This is a genomic window from Candidatus Pedobacter colombiensis, assembly GCA_029202485.1.
Classification (GTDB): Bacteria; Bacteroidota; Bacteroidia; order Sphingobacteriales; family Sphingobacteriaceae; genus Pedobacter; species Pedobacter colombiensis.
On the sequence record CP119313.1, the window covers coordinates 4,745,204 to 4,764,179 of the forward strand.

An 18,976-nucleotide genomic window follows, 5' to 3' on the forward strand; every position below is an offset into this window, starting at 1 on the left:
TTAATCTTTAATCCTAAAACAAAGACATAGATGGATCACAACACGATAAAAACCCTTGGCGAGCTAAAAGCTTCCAAATACAAATCATTATCTGTAAAAGATGAGCTCCGTAAAAACCTGATCAAACAGCTTAAAAACAGATCAGAAGGATTTCAGGGTATTTTAGGATATAATGACACTGTGATACCCGAACTACATACCGCCATTTTATCCCGCCATAATATCCTGTTACTTGGGTTACGTGGACAGGCAAAAACCCGTATTGCGCGCTTAATGGTTGATTTATTGGACGAATATATCCCTTATGTAAGTGGTAGCGAGATTTTTGATGACCCTCTTAATCCCATTTCATGGTATGCCAGGCACGAAATATTGATACATGGCGACAATACACCAATTAGCTGGCAACACCGTTCTGAACGCTATACAGAAAAACTGGCAACACCAGACGTTACAGTAGCCGACCTGATTGGCGACATAGACCCTATTAAGGCTGCTACCTTAAAACTTACTTATAATGATGAGCGGGTGATCCATTTTGGATTGATACCAAGAGCACATCGTAGCATATTTGTAATTAATGAATTACCTGATCTTCAGGCTCGAATTCAAGTAGCATTGTTTAATATGTTGCAGGAGAAAGACATTCAAATTAGAGGATTCAAACTACGCCTGCCTCTTGATATTCAGTTTGTATTTACCGCAAATCCTGAAGACTATACTAATCGTGGCTCTATTGTAACCCCATTAAAGGACCGTATCGAGAGTCAAATCCTTACTCATTACCCTAAAACAATAGAAGTTGCAAGAGAGATTACCCGTCAGGAAACCAGGATAAGTCAGGAGCAACTAAAACAAGTTCATGCCGACGGACTGATCAGAGATGTTATTGAACAGGTAGCCATTGAAGCTAGAAAGAGTGAGTTTATTGATCAGAAATCCGGTGTTTCGGCAAGACTTACTATTGCTGCATTTGAGAACCTGATCAGTACTGCAGAGCGGAGAATGCTCCTTAATAGAGAAAAGACCGCTATTGTCCGCTTGTCAGATCTTACCGGCATCATTCCTGCCATAACAGGAAAAATAGAACTGGTTTATGAAGGTGAACTGGAAGGTCCTACAAAAGTAGCCCACACACTTATTGGAAAAGCCATTAAAACGCTATTCCCACTTTATTTTCCAGACCCCGAGAAAGTTAAAAAGGGCAAGTCAGGCAATCCTTATGAAAAGGTTATAAATTGGTTTACTGAAGGAAATACATTGAATTTAGCTGATAACCTGAGTACTGCTCAATACCAAAAGGAGCTGATGGACGTTGATGGACTATATGAAGTAGCTCAGTTTTATCATCCAAAAGCATCTGAAAATCAAACGCTTTTACTGATGGAATTGATCCTGCATGGATTAGCCGAATACTCACAACTAAACAAAAAATATCTTGCAGGGGGCTTTGGTTTCTCCGATATGTTCGACAGTCTGTTTAACATTAATATGCAGGACGAGGACTAACACTACAACAATTTTAATTAAATAACATACATAGCTATGGGCCGATTACCCCTAATTATATTCTTATCCGTTTTTCTTTTAATATTTGACTATTACTGCTACCGTGCTATATTATCCGTTTTTAAAAAATGGAAGCCGAGTACAAAAAAGCTATTTACTATACTTTGGTGGACTTATACCATTGGTCTGGTGCTAGGTGTTTTTGCAGGGATTTACTTGAACCTATACCTTACGATAAGGGCAGTTATTCTGGTGGCCTTCTTTTTAACGGTTGGTTGTAAATTAGTCATGCTACCCTTCTTGCTGATAGATGACTTAAGAAGGGGCATTATTAAGCTTTTAAGACTATGCAGCAAGCAAAAACCTGCAGGCGTTGCACTACCCACTACTCCAATAAGTAGAGCAGAACCTATCAGTCGCTCGGCTTTTATTGTTAAAGCAGGCATCCTTACGGCTGCAGTTCCACTGGCCTCATTAAGCTGGGGAATTGTATCTGGTGCTTATGATTACAAGATAAAACGTAAAACTCTTATCCTGCCAAATTTGCCCAAAGCTTTTGATGGCATAAAAATGGGGCAGATTTCCGACATCCATTCCGGCAGCTTCTATAACCGTAAAGCGGTACTTGGTGGTGTTGAAATGTTACTAGGTGAAAAACCTGACTTTATTTTCTTTACGGGTGATCTGGTAAATGATATGGCCTCAGAAATGCGCGATTATCAGGATATTTTTTCGAAGGTAAAGGCCCCTCTAGGTGTATATTCGACGTTGGGTAATCACGACTATGGGGATTACCACTTTGGCAAAGCTCCGTCTCCTGCAAAGGCAAGAAACTTACAGGACGTAATAAAAACGCACAAACTGATAGGCTGGGATCTGCTGATGAATGAGAACAGAAGGTTAAAGATTGATGGCGAAGAGATAGGTATTTTGGGTATAGAAAACTGGGGAATGGGCCGTTTTCCGAAATATGGACGGATGGACCTGGCGGTTAAGCACACTGACGATTTGCCGGTTAAACTACTCCTTTCTCATGATCCTTCTCATTGGCGCGGTCAGGTGCTTGAAAAATATCCACAAATAGACGCCATGTTTAGTGGTCATACCCATGGAATGCAATTTGGAGTTAGAACTGAACGTTTTCAATGGAGTCCTGTACAATATATTTATAAGGAATGGGCAGGCTTGTATCAGGAACAAAGACAACAGCTTTATGTAAATGTAGGCTATGGCTTTTTAGGCTATCCCGGAAGAGTTGGAATTCTACCGGAAATAACGATATTTGAATTGAAGCGAGCTTAATTCAAATTGATTGCCAAACATGATTAAAAAAGTGCTCTTGTCGATTCTAGACTTTTTGCTTTTCAGCAACTTGTTTATTGCAATTTGTGCCGTTGCCCAAGGGCTGGTGACTTACCATCTATTAAATGTGGCACCCGACAAGTATATCCTGGCAATTATATTCTTCGGTACGATCGGCGTCTATAATTTTAGCATGCTGCTATCTAAACCAAAAAAACCGGAGAACTCTCCCTATATAAGGGTCCGATGGATATTCTCCCATCATAAACTAATCATATCCATTACCCTCATTTCGGTACTTTGTCTGATCCCCTTAGGTTTGCTTTACCTCAGTATTGAGGCCAAACTACTTATGATATTCACTGCAGTACTTGCCTTAGGATATAATATCCCTTTTTTAACGCTAAACAATCAAAAAATAGGGTTGCGGAATATTCCAGGTGTCAAGCTATTTTTAATTGCGCTGATATGGTCCATAAGTTGCGTTCTACTCCCGGTCGTAGAACTGGAGCACAATTATCAGATCAACATTTCAACAGCAGAGAGCCTCCTGCTGGTTGCCAAACGTTTCCTGTTTATAGCAGCGATTACCATTCCTTTCGACATCAGGGATTTATTTCAGGATAAACTTTATGCCTTAAAAACCATCCCTGTTGTGCTAGGCGAAAAAAAAGCATACATCTTTTGTCAGTTTTTACTGGCAGGCTACCTATTGTTGCTGTTGTTATTTAGACAAGCCTCTACTTCGGATATCATTGCATTAACCTTAACCCTGATACTTACAGGCTGGTTAATTTTCAAATCCAATATCAAAAAGAATGAATATTACTATTTCTTTTATCTGGATGGCACTATGCTATTGCAATATATTGTTCTGATACTAGCGGCTTGTCTTACAGCTTTGATTTAAGCCGGATTAAAACGATATCCTACTCCCCTAACTGTTTGCAACAATTGTGGGTTATCCGGATTTAGTTCAATCTTTTTACGCAGACGTACAATATGCATATCAAGCGTACGTGTATTTACATCGGAATTGTATCCCCAAACCACCAGCATCAACTCATCTCTATTGATAACTTTATTCGGATTACGCAAAAAATAAAGTAGTATCCTGTTCTCCAGAATTGTCAACTCAATCTTTTTACCCTCTCTAAATAAAGTATGAATGTTAGGGTGATGTTCCATATTACCAAAACGATGTACTTCAGCGCGCTCATTGTTTAAAATAAACTTCACTTTACTCTCCAGCATCGCTACCAATACATCCATGTTAAACGGCTTGGTTACATAGTCTGAAGCCCCAAAATTATAAGCATCGATCTTATCTACATCCTGCGCTTTGGCAGTCATCATAATAATCAAATTATCGAAACCTTGCCTGCGTACATCTTCACATACCTCGGCGCCCTGCTTGCCAGGTAACATCCAGTCTAGCAAAACAATATCCGGTTTTTCCTCCAATATAATCCGTTCTGCGGCTTCTCCATCTCCAACTTCCGAAACTTCATATCCTTCAGATTTCAAACGATGTACTACTAAAAAACGTAAGTTCTCATCGTCTTCAACTATCAGTATTTTAACTCCTTTCGACATATCTTTAATCATTATATGGTAATACAATTTTAAATTCTGATCCTTTATTTACTTTGCTACGCACTGTAATCTCACCTTCCATAAAGTTAACCAGTTCCTTACAAAAAGCCAACCCCAGTCCCACACTCCCATTTTGGTTGTACTGGTTTTGTATCCGGAAAAACTTCTTAAATATATTATTAATTTCCGATGCCGGTATACCTATACCCTGATCAGTAAACCTAAACACAACTTTCCCTTTAATTAATCGGGCACTGATGTGCAATTTTTTACGTTCCGGCGGCGAGTACTTATAGGCATTCTCAGCAAGGTTATCAAACAAGCTCCCCAATAGCACCGGGTCGGTCACAAAAGTTGTAAAACCGCTTACTTCATAAGTGAAGTCGAAATCTGGATGTTTTAAGCGGTGCGATTCTACTGTACTTTCCATAAAATCGACCATACGGACCTGGTCCTGGTTCAACTGTATCGATTTATTTTCTATCTGCGTAAAAGCAAGTAGTTTATTCATCAATCCATTTAACTTATCGGCTTCTTCATCCAGTATTTTACCATATAGTTTAAGTTCCCTTTCCGTAAGTGCCGGAGAACTTTTAATGTTATTCCCTGCTATTTTTATCACACTGACGGGCGTTTTAAACTCATGCGTCAGGTTATTCACAAAATCATACTGCAGCTTAAACATTTTCTGGTTAATGTTTAGATTTCGGTAAATTAAAAAGGCCACTAATACCAATATACCGTAAAAAAAGAGGATAGCTAATGCAATAGGGAAAAAATAACTAAATACTTCCTTATCTATAAATGATTTTGAAGAGATAAAGAAAAGTTTATAATCAGAAAATGGGCCTGGTAAAGTAATTTCCGTACTCAAATACACAGCAGTGGTATCTACAGGGTCGTAAGTTAGTGGTGCTATCTTAACATATTGATACAAGAGCGGCCGGGTGTTGATAATTTTTATTTTATAAGGATCCAGCTGAAAAGACAGCATATCCTGTTGATAAACAGGACTAGGATGCAAGGTCTTCCTCAACATTTCCTTATAAACCTTCAAATCTTCAAACCGTGGAATGTTCAGATAAGTGATTTTATTGGATCGAACATTACTAAAATTACTAAACAGCTCATCCTGAGTTGGGATACGCGTAGTATCCAGGCTTTCAATATAAGATACCAGCTTTAAGGCCAGTGCATTAAAATCATCACCAACAATAAAATTTCGAGTATTATTTTTTGAAAAGAGCCGAATGGAGTCGATCGGAACCAGACTTCCAAACTGATAAATATTTTTAGGACCAAAAGAGAACTTACCTATGTTTAATCCATCACTAACCGCGGTATTACTCACCTCTGAATCGTAAAAAACAACTTTTGATACAAAGGGATATTCCAGCAAAAGCGTATCTACAAATCTTGAAGCAGTTGCTGAGTCCAGGTACCCATTATAGAAAGAAACTTCAGGAAGCTTTTTTTGAAAAAAATCATTATAAGGCTTAATACTTTGTTCAAGTACATTTACTTTTTCGGAGACAAACTCGTTTTCTATGTATTTAGTACTGAACCTATAAGCTAATCCCAAAGAGAGTAGAAACAGAACTGACATCAATACAATGAAAGTAAGTATCAATGAAAAATTCTTACGGTATCCGTCTTTCTTCTCTGAAGCCATAGGAGGTGAATTTACTTCCTTTTCAGGTTAAATTCTAAAAACTCATCAAGTGTATTGTAAAAATTATGCCTTAGTGCCTCATTTTTACCTAGAAACATATCCCCTTTATTTTCGATATAAGTAACACTTATATTGCGCTTTTTAAGGTTCTTAACAAACTGCATTGTTTCGGTCGAGTTATTATTTGGATCTTTAATATTCTGAGCCAGGAATACTGGCGCATTAATCTTATCCGTCTGGAACAACGGCGACACCTGCTTCATTCTGTCTATATCTGTAAGTGGATTACCAATAATTTCGTAATACATCTGCAAAATAGGTTTTTGATAAGGGGGAATCGATTTTAAATATGTGAACAGGTTAATTACACCGGCATTGGATGCTGCACATGCATAAGTATGTGGGTGTAAATACAAGCTGTTTAAAGCAATATATCCCCCAAAGCCGGTGCCATAAATACCAATTCTCTTAGGATCAGCAATCTTCTTGTCAACAAGCCATTTTACGCCATCATCAATATCATCTTGTATTTTGCCACCCCATTGCTTAAATCCTGCCGCCACAAACGTTTTCCCATACCCCGAAGAGCCTCTGTAATTTACCTGCAACACAGCATAACCTCTATTGGCCAAAAACTGAACTTCAGGATTATATCCCCATAAATTTCTGTCAACCGGGCCATCATGAGGCAATACCACTACCGGTAGCTTTTCTGCTTTCTGGTTGAGGGGAAGCGTCAGGTATCCATGGATCAACAAGCCATCTCTTGAGTGATAACTGATATGTTTCATCTCGCACATTTCATCCTCCCGGATTGACGAATTAAAATCACTTAGCTTTCTTACATTACCTGTACTAGCAAAATAAAGATAATATGAGCCTGGATTTTTATCGGTAAATGTTCTTAATAAGAATACATTTTCTCCTTTATCCCTATCAAAAATTCTGGTTTCGGTTTTAGGCAAAAGTTTATCCAGATTAGCATACAACTGTCTCACAGAATCATCCAGAAAGTACTTTTCCTTTTTCCAGGTTTCGTAGACCACGAAAGACATCTTCTGCTTTTTCCTAGAATATTGCGCTTCTGTAATGTTTAAAGTATCATTACAAAAAAGGGTTTTTAGCTCCTTCCCTGTGTTGCAGTCTACCTCAACCAAAGCCGTTTTATCTCTGTTTATGTCAGATATGGCATAGATGATATTGGGTTTATCGTGGCTAAAAGTAATGGGTCTGAAAGTATCTTTAAAATTACTGGTCAATACAGCTTTAAAAGGCTGGTTTTCTTTCGCCCTATAAAGAATGGTTGAATTAACTCCATCACTACTAATGGCTAGTCTTAATTTCCCTTCTGCATCAGTTCTCCAGTCGAGAATATTCCCAGGATTTTTAGCCGCCATTTCCATATCTCCGTTGCGTACATTTAAACGATAAACATCAAATACAGTAGAGTCTCGTTTGTTAGAGGATACCAGCAGGTATTTATCATCAATCAGCTGATCGTCAATAATTCTTAACCTGCTTTTTTCATTTTTGACCAACTGACGTTCGTTTTTCCCTTCTTTATCAATAATATACATATCAGATTGCTTGCTGGCTGCATCAATCTCTTTATAATAGATCAGTTCATTATTGCTCACCCAGCAATAAAAAACAATATTCATACCTTTAAACTGGGTAATAGTCCTGCCCTCACCCGTTTCAATATCTTCAATGTAAATATTCCTGTCTGCCCCCTGTAACTTAAGGTAAGAGAGATTTTTTCCATCAGGCGACAACCTGTAAGCCACTTTATTTTGTGATTTAAAAAAATCATCAACAGGTATAGTTCTTGTCTCTTTCTGACGCTGGCAAGCGAAAGCAAAGACTACCAGAATAAAGAAAAAATACTTTTTAAATCCAATCATATCATTCACTAGCCTACAAAGCTACGCAACGCCCGCTTTGTAAATAGGCAATACACCAATATTGTTACTTTAAAACCTTAATGTTACGCTTCATCACCTTCCTTCACAAGCAGCACGTTTCTTCACACCTTCTACACACTTCCTTCACACCAAACCCACAATCAGGTACTTTTTTGTGAAGGAAGTGTGTAGAATGTGTGAGTCATGTGAGGACTTGGCTTTATAGAAGGTATTGATTATACATTATTCCCAGAGGGAAGTTAGTGAAAAATAGCTAATTTTAGACTTCGGAACTTTAATCCAGGAAATGAAAAAATTGTCCATCATCATTGTATTTTGTTTTGCAAACCTCGTTTGCCTTGGACAAGACAATGTGGATGATGCTTTGGCCTACCAATATTATCAACAAGGCCAATATCAGCAAGCTGTGGTTTTGCTTGAAAAACTATTTAATAGGGTCAAAAGCGATACTTATTTTGAACTCTATTTTACGTCTCTGCTTAAACTAAAAAAGTATGATGAGGCTGAAAAACTGGTTAAAAAGCTAATCAAACAAGATTCAAAGAATTTAGGCTATGGCATTGCTCTGGCAAGAATTTACCAGGATAAAGGGCAAACAGAAGCCGCTAATAAACTATACCTACAGGTGATCAATAACCTGCCTCCGGACGAATTTAAAATCAGAGAAATTGCAAATCATTTTTATAGTTTCCAGGCATATGACCTTGCTGTAACTGCCTTTTTACAGGGACGAAAAATATTGGACGACAACAAGCCTTTTACTTATGAGTTGTTGAGTATTTACCGTTACAAGAAAGACAAAAACATGCTGATTCAAGAATACCTGAATGCCCTTCCTGAAATGCCTCAATTGCTGCCACAAGCAGAAAGCGTTCTATCAAGTGTATTCGAAGACAATACTGACTATCAGATTTTACAATCAGCCCTGCTAAAAAAAATACAAAAAGAGCCGCAGATAGAAATTTACACCAAGCTACTGATTTGGCAATACTTGCAACAGCAGGAATATGACATGGCTTTAAGGCAACTTATTGCGCAAGACAAACGCATAAAGGATGATGGATCCATCTTGTTTAATACCATAAATACTTTTCTGGACAATAAAGCTTATCCGGTAGCCATTAAAGCCTACGAGTATTTGTTGACCAAGGGAAAAGAAAACCCTTATTACTTACCTGCAAAAGTCGAAATGATCAATGCAAAGTATCAACAAGTAATTACCGGTCAATTTGACAAAAAGACGATAGCAACGTTAGCCGGAGAATACCAGACTATAATTGATGAATATGGGAAAAACCGGCAAACACTTTTTGCGCTAAAAAAACTTGCTAACCTTCAGGCCTGCTATCTTAATGATCTTAAACAGGCCGAAACTGCGCTCGAAAATATATTGGGCATACCCGGAATTCCTTCCTCAGAAATCGGACAAATAAAACTGGAACTAGGTGATGTATATATTTTAACACAGCAGCCGTGGGAAGCTTTTTTAATCTATGAGCAAGTAGCCAAACAATTCGAAAATCAGGAAATTGGCAATGAGGCCCGATATCGGTCGGCCAAACTTTCTTTTTACCAGGGGAATTTTACTTATGCCAAGTCACAAGCCGATGTTTTGAAAGCTTCTACCTCACAGCTCATTGCCAACGATGCCTTAAACCTTAGCTTACTGATCTCAGATAATCTACAATCAACTATAGATAGCAATGCGCTTAAAATGTATGCAGATGCTGAAATGCTACAGTTTAGAAATCTCCCTTCAAATGCATTGGCAAAATTGGATAGTATCGCCATTGCATTTCCTGGCAATAGTCTTGTTGATGCTATTTTGATGGCGAAATCAAGGATATATATTAAAAACAACGACTTCAGCAATGCGGTAATTACATTGAAAAGACTTATAGCGCAACAAACAGCCAGTATTTGGACCGACGATGCTTTATTTATACTTGCGGACCTTTACGAAAATAACTTAAATGACACCGAACAAGCTAAAAAACTGTATGAAACATTAATTAACAATCACCCGGGAAGCATGTATACCAATGAAGCACGCAAGCGTTTCCGAAAACTTCGCGGTGATAATGTTGGCACTTAGTATTATCTTTGCAAGATGCTATTATATAATGTAACTACAATAATTGAAGACGCAGCGGCAGATAGTTGGCTGAAATGGATGGAGGATACACATATTCCTAATGTTATGGCATCAGGAAAGTTTGTTTCTTATCGTCTGCTACGGGTGCTGGATTCACCTAATGAGGGCGTAACCTATTGCGCCCAATATGTCGTTGATCATATGGCTGATTACCTTGATTACCAGGAAACCTTTGCCCCAAAATTGCAAGCCGAGGCTAACGGACTTTTCGAAAATAAATTTGTTTCTTTTCAAACTTTAATGGAATATATCGCTTAAGTACCTATGCAAATTACTCAAACACCAATAGAAGGTCTTTTAATTATTGAGCCTAAGGTATGGAAGGACAACCGTGGCTACTTTTATGAAAGCTATAACACCAAATTACTTGCTGATGCAGGTATTGATGTAAACTTTGTACAGGATAATCAATCTTTTTCGCAAAAAGGTGCTTTACGTGGACTTCATGCGCAAAACAAGCCCTATGAACAAGGCAAATTGGTTCGGGTACTCCAAGGAGCTGTTATGGATATTGCAGTAGACATTAGAAAGGTATCCCCAACTTACGGCCAATATTTTGAGATTGAGCTAAGTGGTGAGAATCACAAGCAGCTTTGGGTACCCCCAGGCTTTTTACATGGCTTCCTGACACTTGAAGATCAAACCATTTTCACTTACAAAGTGAGTAACTATTATCATAAAGAATCGGAAATAGGTGTAATGTGGAATGATCCGGATTTGAACATTCAATGGAGCAAGGATATTCCGGAATCTGAATTTTTACTTTCTGACAAAGATCAGGTGCTTTCCAATTTCAGGGTTTTTGAAAGTCCTTTTTAGGGTCATTCTATGCTTATTAGTTATTAGCTATGATGTTCTATAAAAAACTCACTTAATTCCCCTTTTAAAAAATAGGTTCTCAGTATTTATTTTCTTATATTTATTAGTGTAAAATAACTTCTCAAGCTATGTTGAAAAATAAAATAGTTTATTACCTATTGATATTTACTCCTTTGATTGTCCTTTACATTTTATCCAAAAATAAGAACCTATCTCCTGCTCTTTTTTGTATAAGTTTATTCGCCTATGTTTTTGTTTATAGGAAGTTCACAGACATTCTACGACTAGTTCAAATTAACATCTTACCGAAAGCACAATGCATTAAATACTTAATGCCATGGCAATCAATTTCTCTAAAATACTTTAAACAGTTGTATCTATAGACCCTATGATCATCCAATGATGCCAACAGTCATAGATTCAATTCCTAAAACAACCTTAGTTAAATAAAAAAAATTCTCTTATTTAACTAAGGTTGTATAAACTGAGTTTCCCTAGTGTTTATACAGAGCTACTGCAAATTTACATTCACAGCCACTCTATTGTTTAATCAAGTTGTACAACTCATCTAATTTCGGCGAGAGCACAATCTCAATTCTACGGTTTTTACTTCTGCTTTCAGCCGAAGTATTTGGAGCAAGTGGCTGGAACTCGCCTTTACCTGTCGCCGTCATACGTACCCCTTCTACTTTGCTCACTTCGGTTAAATAACGTACCACTGAGGTAGAGCGCAATACACTTAAATCCCAGTTGTCTTTAATCTGACCAAGATTGGTAATCTTTTGAGAATCAGTATGTCCTTCAACAGCTATATTAATTTCAGGTTGTTGTTTCAATACATCGGCAAGCTGGCTTAAAGCTTGTTTTCCTTTTTCATCAATGATGATACTGCCTGAAGGGAACAGTAGTTTATCCATTAATGAAACGTATACTTTACCATTACGGATCTCCACAGTTAAACCATTTTTAGTAAAGCCCAATAAAGCTTGTTGCAATTTTTCTTTCAGCTGATTGGTAGCTTCATCACGCTTACGCAAAATCTCCTCTACCTCTTTAAGTCTTTGCTCCCGTTTTTTTAAGTCGGCAGACAGCTTATTAATCTCATTGGAGCTATTACTACGCAATTTTGTATAGTTGTTATCCATTTCGGAATATCTACCCTTTAAATCGCTTAATGCGCTACTTAATCCGGTTGTATCTTTTCGCAGTTTAGCAATTAAGCTTTCCAGATTTTCGTTCATCAACTGTGACTCATTCCAGCCCTTGCTTAAGGAATCTTGTTTGGCCAGTAATGATTTATACTTTTGAGGCGACAGAACTACGCAGGACGTGAATGCACTCGCAAACAATCCGACAAATAAAAACAAACTGATTTTCTTCATTAGTGTATATTGGTTGTTAAGGATTACAAGTCTGCCTAAGCCCGATTTAACTTTCAGGTAGTAGACTATTATGGTTCATTTGTGTTTTGCGTTTTAATTTAGCTTTCGCAAAAACTATTGCTCAACTGCTTTTCTCAAAAATAGAATAAAAGGATATACACTTTCAAAAGCATTTTTCAACTTATTAACGATTCCGGGTTTTAAAAACTCTTCATCCTTAATGGGAAAAGTAGCAATAAAGCTTTTCAGCTTCAACAGTTCTATCTGAGGATGATCGGTCTCATAACCTTTTGGGGCTTTTTTCAACTTATCTTCCTCACTCAGCTTAAACGTATTTTTAAAGCTTTCCTTATTGATGATTTCCAGAAAATCGGCTGTATTGTAATCTATCTCTTCTCTAATCTTTTTCAAATCTGATGCTTCAGGCATCCAAAATCCTGCTCCAAAAAAGCAGCTCCCGGGTTGTATATGGAGATAATAACCGGGTTCATTTACGCCTTTTCCCTTTACGCCAAAAGAAATCCCGTAATTGTTTTTATAAGGATCTTTATTCTTACTAAACCGTACATCCCTATAAATTCGCAGCAAGCATTTTTTTGCCTGGGTTTCTATAGAAAATTCAGGATCGGCAGCAGCAAGCAGTGGGATCAGCTGATCAATAAAGGTCAACACATCGGTTTTGGCAATTTCATACCTTTCTTTATTTTCAGCAAACCATTCGCGGTTATTATTTTCTGCTACGTCTGCTATAAAGGCAAGTGTTTCGGGCTTAATCATGGCTTATCGTAATAGGCGTTATACTTTATTTTTGGAGATAGCCAATGTAATAAAATCACTCGGGAATAGCGATAATTGAAAGGAGCTAAAAGTAAACATCCTGTAAAAATTACACCTAGATAAAGCCAGAAGGACTCAAAATCCAAACGGCCGCTGGATAAAACATAAGTAGCAACTCCCAGGCTAATCATTTCGGCGCAATTCATCGCATAACTGACATACATCGCTGCATAAAAATACCCTGGTTCTATTTCAAATCGCTGTCCACAATGAGGACAAACTGTATTTGTTCTTTGTACATTGAAGCCATACAAGCTTCCTGTAAAGATATCGCCTCTGCGACATTGTGGGCATTTGCTATGTATGATTGCGTAAAGCTTGGATGTTTTCTGCATAGGATATCAGAATACCGCATATTTGATGCGGGAAGATGAATTAAATATTTATAGTAGCTATGAAGTCCCTTGCGTTGTTCTTTTACGGAATTTCACATACCATAAAACGCCAACACCGGTAAGCAAAACATAAGGGATAGCTAGCAGATATAAAATACCTATATTTAAGCCATTACCTTGGGTATTGCCATTTTTAACACTTTGCTCAGCATTAACCGTACACATGGCACATTGCGCATTGGCTGTATTGCTTACAGCAATGGCAGATAATATGATAAAAACGAAGACGAATGCAATCCTTTTCATATTTACAAATATAGGGAAAGAAGGTTAATGGTGGATAAGGAATTTCGAAACATTGTAGCACCCTTCAATAGAAGCTTCCGTGATGAGTGTTTGAATACCAGCTGTTTTCTATCGGAGAAAGATGCCAGAGAAAAAATTGAAGCATGGAAAACAGTAATTAAAAAAGCCCCCGAAAATTTCGAGGGCTTTATGGTGAGCAATTAATTTGATATTAATAAATTATTCAAAACTGATCCAGATAGTACCATCTTTCACGTTAACCAAATCAAATTGATTTGGACCTGACTGGATTACATAATATCCAAGCGCATCTACAGTCTGATTTGTAACGTTTGTAACAATGGTTCTTATCGCGACAGCCGCAGTTCCAAATGATCCAAAATTAGAAAATGCAATCGTGCCATTTGGTTTAATTGTGGTAGGAATTGCCGGACCATATGCTTGCAGTGCTAAGTTAGCAGTAAAGCCCAATCTGTCATATGTAGGTTGATATCTTGCCGTAAACGACAAATAGTTAAATCCAGGAATAGTCGTAACGCCGTAAGCATCCTGAACTCCTTCAATAGTATATCCGGTATAACTTACCCAACTTACGATACCTGAAAATATTGCAGTTGATCCACCAGCATAAAAAGCCGCGGCTGCACCTGTATCATAAACCAACGGTGTGGAAGCATTTGCGATGGTAAACGGATTTGTACCTGCATTTCCTGTACCAGCATTTGCAGAAACAACTAAATCGCTCAAATTACTGACAGTCAATGTTCCATCTACAAATTGTTGAAGTAATGTAATACCATTACTTGAATATACATAACTTGTTGTAAAACGCTTAAAACTTGTTCCAACTAAGGAGTTGATTGTAACATATTTTAATTTGGAGTTAATTACAATATCATAGGTTTTGCCTGAGACTGTAAATCGCTTAAAATAATACTTAAAGGTATTTAAAGTTGGCCACTTGGACATAGCAGTAGACATTCCACCGGCCAGGTAATCATCACCAGACTTTTTAGCAACCTTAATTAACTTCAGATTTGTACCTGACGTATTCCCAACAAGCTTCAAAGTATCACCAGCACTCATTTTATAACTATATGAAGTATCTGCGGCTAAGCCTGCAGCAAAAAGGCCAAAGCTACTGCTCTTACCAAACCCAAGTACAGAATTCGTCTGAATTACATTCAGACTGTATTTAGTGTCTTTAGGTGTTAACGCATTTGAAGCATTATTATCAGATACAAACTTAGCATTCCCAGCTCCATCAAATTTGATATATCCACCACAGATACTCCCAGATTTCGATTCAATAATCATCTGAAAGCCATCAGTACCAGCAGCAATCGCCTTTTTGAAATCTTCAAATTTCAACGTTGGATCTTGAAAAGATTTTTCAATTTCATAGCTCACAATCCGATCCTTCTTACAGGCAGAGAGGCCCGTAAACAGAATCATTAAGTATATTATATTTTTCATTTTCATTTATCTAAACCGTTAATAGAATCTAATCCAATTTTTACTATCCTTAACACTTACCAAGTCAAAACTATTCAAACCAGTTTCATATACATAATAACCTTGATTATCTAGCAATTGAGTTCGAACTGCAGTTATGATGGTTGCACCAGCAGTTCCGGGACTAGTCCCAAAAGCACCTGCATAACCGTACAACAGCAATTTTCCATCGGCTGTCATTTGATTTAAGAATGCTGGCGCATAAGATGCTACCTTACCCTGAGTATTTCTATAATAGAACGTCAATGCATCATATCCTTGTGCATAATTAAAATTATACTCTATACCCAGATATCCTGGAATATTAGTTACTTTTTGGGCATTTTCTACTCCATTCATAGTAAAGCCAAAATCACTGGTAAAAGCATAGCCAGCAGAAACCATTCGCCTTGGGGCGTCTGTATCAATAACTAAGGGAACAGGTTCGTTCGTTGTCGAAGCTGAGGTTTTACCAGCAACCATAGTCATGGTTTTGGCAGCATCATTTACAATGAAATCGTGAAATTCTGCAACTACAATATCCCCATCAATAAATGGCTTTCTTAATACAATACCCGTTGCCGCAGTCGCATATTCGGTAGTAAAACGAGTAAAGACACCATTGTTCAGATAATAAAAACTAATGGTATGCATGCTCGTATTGATGGTCATATTATATTTCTTACCACCTATTGTCAATTGATTGTAGTAATAAGAAAAAGTATTCAATTTACCAATTAACAAATTGGTGTTGAAAGCTTTTGCGATATAATCATCTCCTTGATCAGCCTGCGCTCTAACTAATACCAAATCACTCTTGTTAAAATTCCCCCGTAACTTTATCGTATCAGGACTCACAGAAATGAACGAAAACTCAAAATCTGATTCTTTTCCATTTCCAGTTGCAGAACCGCCACTTATTGATGGATCCGGATCGGCAATGATATTTAAATACGTATAAGTATCAAAATAAAGTGAAGGCACCTGAGCTGCACGTAAACGGTATGAACTTTCTTTAGAAGTAGTAGAGTAAGCGCTCTTCAGATCAGAGTATGTAACAACCCGATTATTCTTATCAAATTTAAATTTGAAAGTGTATCCACCTCCACCTTTTGGATATAAATAACCAATCCAACCATTCGGAGAACCTACTAATTGATCCTGATATGCTGTTAATGCTTCTGTTAAACGCACATCTGGTCTTTTGTCTGGCTCATTGTTAATTTTTTTACAGGCGCCTAAACTCATCAAAAGCAACCCATATAATATTATCTTTTTCATTTTTAATTAGGTTAAATTATTGACTGATGGCTATAATTGCGGCTTTGATTTCGGCCTGTAATGCTCTGAAATCTATTTTGTAAGCAGTACGGTAATAATCAACTACCATCGCTTCTTTAGTTCTTAATGTAGTTGCAGCATAACCTGGATTCGCTGCAACCATTGCATCAAACGCAGTTTGTCCTTCAACTAATAAATAAGCAATAGTTTCTACCCAATCGTCATCTGCTCCCACCTTTGCATAGGCAGTAACTAAACCCTGAGCATTTGCCTGTACATTGGTGGTATTGAACCAACTTGAAGTGTAGTAAAACTCGCTTATTCTCTTAAAATCTCTTGGATAGTTAATATTCTGGTGCAAAATATGTCCAAACTCATGGTTGATTGTATGCAACATCTGTTTAACAATTGCAGCATTTTTTCGGTTGTAAGAGTTTGCGACAAGTAATGAAATCCGCTTACCTCCCTCCGCTTCCCCTAAAGTAATGGTCCCGTCAGAATTGTATTCTGCACTACCAATCAATACAAGTTGTTTCGGAGCCAACTGTCTCATGAATTCCATTCCAGCCAGTTTTTGGTAAGGCTGGATCCAGATTTTCTGAGTAGCCTCAAGTACAGGAATAACTACCGATTCATCAACAGGGGCCATGTTTTTATTGTATTTAGTTTCCCATGGATCCCATTTGTATTTAACTTCTATATTTAATGGATCTGTAAAGTTTGTTTTTATATAGGCATCAAGTGCACCCGGCACCCAATAGTCTCCACCCAAACCAACAATTGGTGTATCCGGTAGTGTTTCTTTTTTACATGAGTTTAATATGATGCACATCAAACAAATCATGATTACTGATATCTTTTTCATATCTGATAATTTCTATATTAATTGATTAACGTGGATTTCTTTCGATTCCCGCCAAGGTAGCTTGTTCAGGAATCTGGAACACCCTTCTCGGATCATTTGGCCCTAAGGTTAGCGTGGTTAACAAATCAGCGGTTTTATGGACAACCGGAAGGTTATACCTTAAAATATCAAACCATCTTAACCCTTCAAATAAATATTCCGTCTTTTTAAAATCCAATACGGTTTGAACAATACCAGCGCTAAGGCTTACCGGCTTATAATAACTGGTAATTTTTGCGGCAGTAACTGTACTACCCGCAATAATCCTCTTATTTACAAAATCCGTTAGATCTTTTAAAGCTGCATCTGAATTGCCTAAATAAGCATTTGCTTCTGCCCTGTTAAATAAAACTTCTTCCGCTGAGAAAATAGGAATCATTGCGTAACTATCGCCCACATCAGAATTCGGATTGGTCTTTACAAAATGTTCCGAAAATTTACTTGTATTCAAAGTAAATTCTCTTCCTGAAACCTTATAATCCCAGTTTGCACCGGTCACATTTGGACCAAACATTGTTTTATACAGCAGATTATTGGTTAATGCGTAACGGTAAGAAGGATATGATCTAGCCCATCCGGTTTCCGTCTCTTGTAACAAAATATTAGCAGGATTGTCAGCTGCAGTATAAAGTGCCTGTCTGGCACCATACTCTAAAGTAGTAAATGCCGGAATGACAAAATTTCTAAGATTAGCGGCAATGTTACCACCCGGGAATACCAGGTTAGCATGCTCAACAACCTTTGCATAATCTTTTTTAAACAGATAGAACCTTGCAGCAAAAGCGTGCGCAGCAGAAGTTGTGAAATGGTATTTAGGTATTTTATAAGAATTGTCATTGATTAATGGCAATCCTTCAGTTAAGTCCTTTTCAATTTGCTGATACACATAAGCAACTGTTTTGCGTGAATACTTTTTAAACACAACAACTTCTGGCTCGGTAACATATGGAACACCAGGATCAGTTTCTGCCGTAGATACATCGTACACATGTGAAAACAGTGTAACCAGCATAAAATGTGCATAAGCTCTGGCCACAAGGGCTTCGCCTGTTTGTGCGGTATAAGCCTGAGGATTACCATTAGCCTTAATAGAAGCTAAAGCCTGGTTTGCAACCGCAATAGCTGCATAGCATTCATTCCAATAATTATCAGGTGAATCAGTATCATTACTTTTGATATCTCTAAAGTACCACGCATCACGATTAACCGGTTTTGCTGGTAAATCCTCATCTGTTGCTGCTATACCCTTATCCTCTGCATTATCACTAGCAGCTTCACAAAAAGTGATATAGCTGCCCCGCGGATATGCAGTAACTAGTAACTCCGAAACTTTCGCTGGAGTATTAATAGTAGCTCTTAAATCTGGAGCCTGCTCTAAATATTTCTTACAACTACTTGCAGAAGTAAGTATCGCAATTAATGTTAAATATTTTATAGTATGTTTCATTTCTAGTCTAGT

The 18,976-nt window shown here is 37.6% G+C and carries 17 protein-coding genes; 6 read left to right on the forward strand and 11 right to left on the reverse strand.

Annotation, left to right across the window (positions count from 1 at the left end; genetic code table 11):
* The first annotated feature begins 30 nt into the window (after positions 1-30).
* From P0Y49_19705 to P0Y49_19715, 3 genes are read left to right on the forward strand one after another with little or no spacing between them, the layout of a single operon-like run.
* Complete coding sequence (locus tag P0Y49_19705; protein ID WEK19004.1) at positions 31-1,509, forward strand: sigma 54-interacting transcriptional regulator; 1,479 nt, start codon at positions 31-33, stop codon at positions 1,507-1,509.
* Between the two features lie 36 nt (positions 1,510-1,545).
* Positions 1,546-2,811, forward strand: coding sequence for a metallophosphoesterase (locus tag P0Y49_19710; protein ID WEK19005.1), 1,266 nt, complete (start codon positions 1,546-1,548; stop codon positions 2,809-2,811).
* A 19-nt stretch (positions 2,812-2,830) separates the two neighbouring features.
* A complete protein-coding gene (locus tag P0Y49_19715; protein ID WEK19006.1) occupies positions 2,831-3,721 on the forward strand; it encodes a hypothetical protein in 891 nt (296 codons plus the stop codon).
* Here the strand turns inward: P0Y49_19715 and P0Y49_19720 are convergent.
* Genes P0Y49_19720 through P0Y49_19730 form a run of 3 tightly spaced genes read right to left on the reverse strand, consistent with a single transcriptional unit; the run spans position 3,718 to position 7,983 of the window.
* Positions 3,718-4,407 carry a response regulator transcription factor gene (locus P0Y49_19720; GenBank protein WEK19007.1) on the reverse strand — a complete coding sequence of 230 codons (690 nt, stop codon included), beginning with the start codon at positions 4,405-4,407 and terminating at the stop codon, positions 3,718-3,720. The genes P0Y49_19715 and P0Y49_19720 overlap by 4 nt on opposite strands.
* Before the next feature lie 4 nt (positions 4,408-4,411).
* Positions 4,412-6,079, reverse strand: a complete 1,668-nt coding sequence (locus tag P0Y49_19725; protein ID WEK19008.1) for a HAMP domain-containing sensor histidine kinase — start codon at positions 6,077-6,079, stop codon at positions 4,412-4,414.
* 11 nt (positions 6,080-6,090) lie between these two features.
* Positions 6,091-7,983 carry a prolyl oligopeptidase family serine peptidase gene (locus P0Y49_19730; protein ID WEK19009.1) on the reverse strand — a complete coding sequence of 631 codons (1,893 nt, stop codon included), beginning with the start codon at positions 7,981-7,983 and terminating at the stop codon, positions 6,091-6,093.
* A gap of 307 nt (positions 7,984-8,290) precedes the next feature.
* On the opposite strand from P0Y49_19730, the gene P0Y49_19735 reads away from it, so the two are divergent.
* Genes P0Y49_19735 through rfbC form a run of 3 tightly spaced genes read left to right on the forward strand, consistent with a single transcriptional unit; the run spans position 8,291 to position 10,978 of the window.
* Positions 8,291-10,099, forward strand: a complete 1,809-nt coding sequence (locus tag P0Y49_19735) for a tetratricopeptide repeat protein (protein ID WEK19010.1) — start codon at positions 8,291-8,293, stop codon at positions 10,097-10,099.
* A 15-nt stretch (positions 10,100-10,114) separates the two neighbouring features.
* Positions 10,115-10,417 (forward strand): DUF4286 family protein, encoded by a 303-nt coding sequence (locus P0Y49_19740; GenBank protein WEK19011.1) that lies wholly within the window; start codon positions 10,115-10,117, stop codon positions 10,415-10,417.
* A gap of 6 nt (positions 10,418-10,423) precedes the next feature.
* Complete coding sequence (gene rfbC, locus P0Y49_19745) at positions 10,424-10,978, forward strand: dTDP-4-dehydrorhamnose 3,5-epimerase (GenBank protein WEK19012.1); 555 nt, start codon at positions 10,424-10,426, stop codon at positions 10,976-10,978.
* Between the two features lie 539 nt (positions 10,979-11,517).
* Here rfbC and P0Y49_19750 read toward each other — a convergent pair.
* From P0Y49_19750 to P0Y49_19785, 8 genes are all read right to left on the reverse strand, one after another.
* Entirely contained in the window at positions 11,518-12,360 is an 843-nt protein-coding gene (locus tag P0Y49_19750; protein ID WEK19013.1) for an OmpA family protein, read from the reverse strand.
* Between the two features lie 114 nt (positions 12,361-12,474).
* Entirely contained in the window at positions 12,475-13,137 is a 663-nt protein-coding gene (locus tag P0Y49_19755) for a DUF2461 domain-containing protein (protein WEK19014.1), read from the reverse strand.
* Entirely contained in the window at positions 13,134-13,532 is a 399-nt protein-coding gene (locus P0Y49_19760) for a DUF983 domain-containing protein (GenBank protein ID WEK19015.1), read from the reverse strand. The genes P0Y49_19755 and P0Y49_19760 overlap by 4 nt, the downstream gene beginning before the upstream one ends.
* Before the next feature lie 57 nt (positions 13,533-13,589).
* Positions 13,590-13,838: a hypothetical protein gene (locus P0Y49_19765; protein WEK19016.1), complete on the reverse strand. Its 249-nt coding sequence runs from the start codon at positions 13,836-13,838 to the stop codon at positions 13,590-13,592.
* 219 nt (positions 13,839-14,057) lie between these two features.
* Positions 14,058-15,314 carry a DUF4302 domain-containing protein gene (locus tag P0Y49_19770; GenBank protein WEK19017.1) on the reverse strand — a complete coding sequence of 419 codons (1,257 nt, stop codon included), beginning with the start codon at positions 15,312-15,314 and terminating at the stop codon, positions 14,058-14,060.
* Positions 15,315-15,332: 18 nt separating this feature from the next.
* Positions 15,333-16,613 (reverse strand): DUF4302 domain-containing protein, encoded by a 1,281-nt coding sequence (locus tag P0Y49_19775; protein ID WEK19018.1) that lies wholly within the window; start codon positions 16,611-16,613, stop codon positions 15,333-15,335.
* 16 nt (positions 16,614-16,629) lie between these two features.
* Positions 16,630-17,478 (reverse strand): putative zinc-binding metallopeptidase, encoded by an 849-nt coding sequence (locus tag P0Y49_19780; GenBank protein WEK19019.1) that lies wholly within the window; start codon positions 17,476-17,478, stop codon positions 16,630-16,632.
* 25 nt (positions 17,479-17,503) lie between these two features.
* Entirely contained in the window at positions 17,504-18,964 is a 1,461-nt protein-coding gene (locus P0Y49_19785) for a RagB/SusD family nutrient uptake outer membrane protein (GenBank protein ID WEK19020.1), read from the reverse strand.
* Positions 18,965-18,976: the final 12 nt, after the last annotated feature.

Excerpts from the sequence above, each read along its gene's own strand:
- P0Y49_19705 (WEK19004.1), top strand. The coding sequence starts at position 31 with ATGGATCACAACACGATAAAAACCCTTGGCGAGCTAAAAGCTTCCAAA.
- P0Y49_19710 (WEK19005.1), top strand. The coding sequence starts at position 1,546 with ATGGGCCGATTACCCCTAATTATATTCTTATCCGTTTTTCTTTTAATA.
- P0Y49_19715 (WEK19006.1), top strand. The coding sequence starts at position 2,831 with ATGATTAAAAAAGTGCTCTTGTCGATTCTAGACTTTTTGCTTTTCAGC.
- P0Y49_19720 (WEK19007.1), bottom strand. The coding sequence starts at position 4,407 with ATGTCGAAAGGAGTTAAAATACTGATAGTTGAAGACGATGAGAACTTA.
- P0Y49_19725 (WEK19008.1), bottom strand. The coding sequence starts at position 6,079 with ATGGCTTCAGAGAAGAAAGACGGATACCGTAAGAATTTTTCATTGATA.
- P0Y49_19730 (WEK19009.1), bottom strand. The coding sequence starts at position 7,983 with ATGATTGGATTTAAAAAGTATTTTTTCTTTATTCTGGTAGTCTTTGCT.
- P0Y49_19735 (WEK19010.1), top strand. The coding sequence starts at position 8,291 with ATGAAAAAATTGTCCATCATCATTGTATTTTGTTTTGCAAACCTCGTT.
- P0Y49_19740 (WEK19011.1), top strand. The coding sequence starts at position 10,115 with ATGCTATTATATAATGTAACTACAATAATTGAAGACGCAGCGGCAGAT.
- rfbC (WEK19012.1), top strand. The coding sequence starts at position 10,424 with ATGCAAATTACTCAAACACCAATAGAAGGTCTTTTAATTATTGAGCCT.
- P0Y49_19750 (WEK19013.1), bottom strand. The coding sequence starts at position 12,360 with ATGAAGAAAATCAGTTTGTTTTTATTTGTCGGATTGTTTGCGAGTGCA.
- P0Y49_19755 (WEK19014.1), bottom strand. The coding sequence starts at position 13,137 with ATGATTAAGCCCGAAACACTTGCCTTTATAGCAGACGTAGCAGAAAAT.
- P0Y49_19760 (WEK19015.1), bottom strand. The coding sequence starts at position 13,532 with ATGCAGAAAACATCCAAGCTTTACGCAATCATACATAGCAAATGCCCA.
- P0Y49_19765 (WEK19016.1), bottom strand. The coding sequence starts at position 13,838 with ATGAAAAGGATTGCATTCGTCTTCGTTTTTATCATATTATCTGCCATT.
- P0Y49_19770 (WEK19017.1), bottom strand. The coding sequence starts at position 15,314 with ATGAAAAATATAATATACTTAATGATTCTGTTTACGGGCCTCTCTGCC.
- P0Y49_19775 (WEK19018.1), bottom strand. The coding sequence starts at position 16,613 with ATGAAAAAGATAATATTATATGGGTTGCTTTTGATGAGTTTAGGCGCC.
- P0Y49_19780 (WEK19019.1), bottom strand. The coding sequence starts at position 17,478 with ATGAAAAAGATATCAGTAATCATGATTTGTTTGATGTGCATCATATTA.
- P0Y49_19785 (WEK19020.1), bottom strand. The coding sequence starts at position 18,964 with ATGAAACATACTATAAAATATTTAACATTAATTGCGATACTTACTTCT.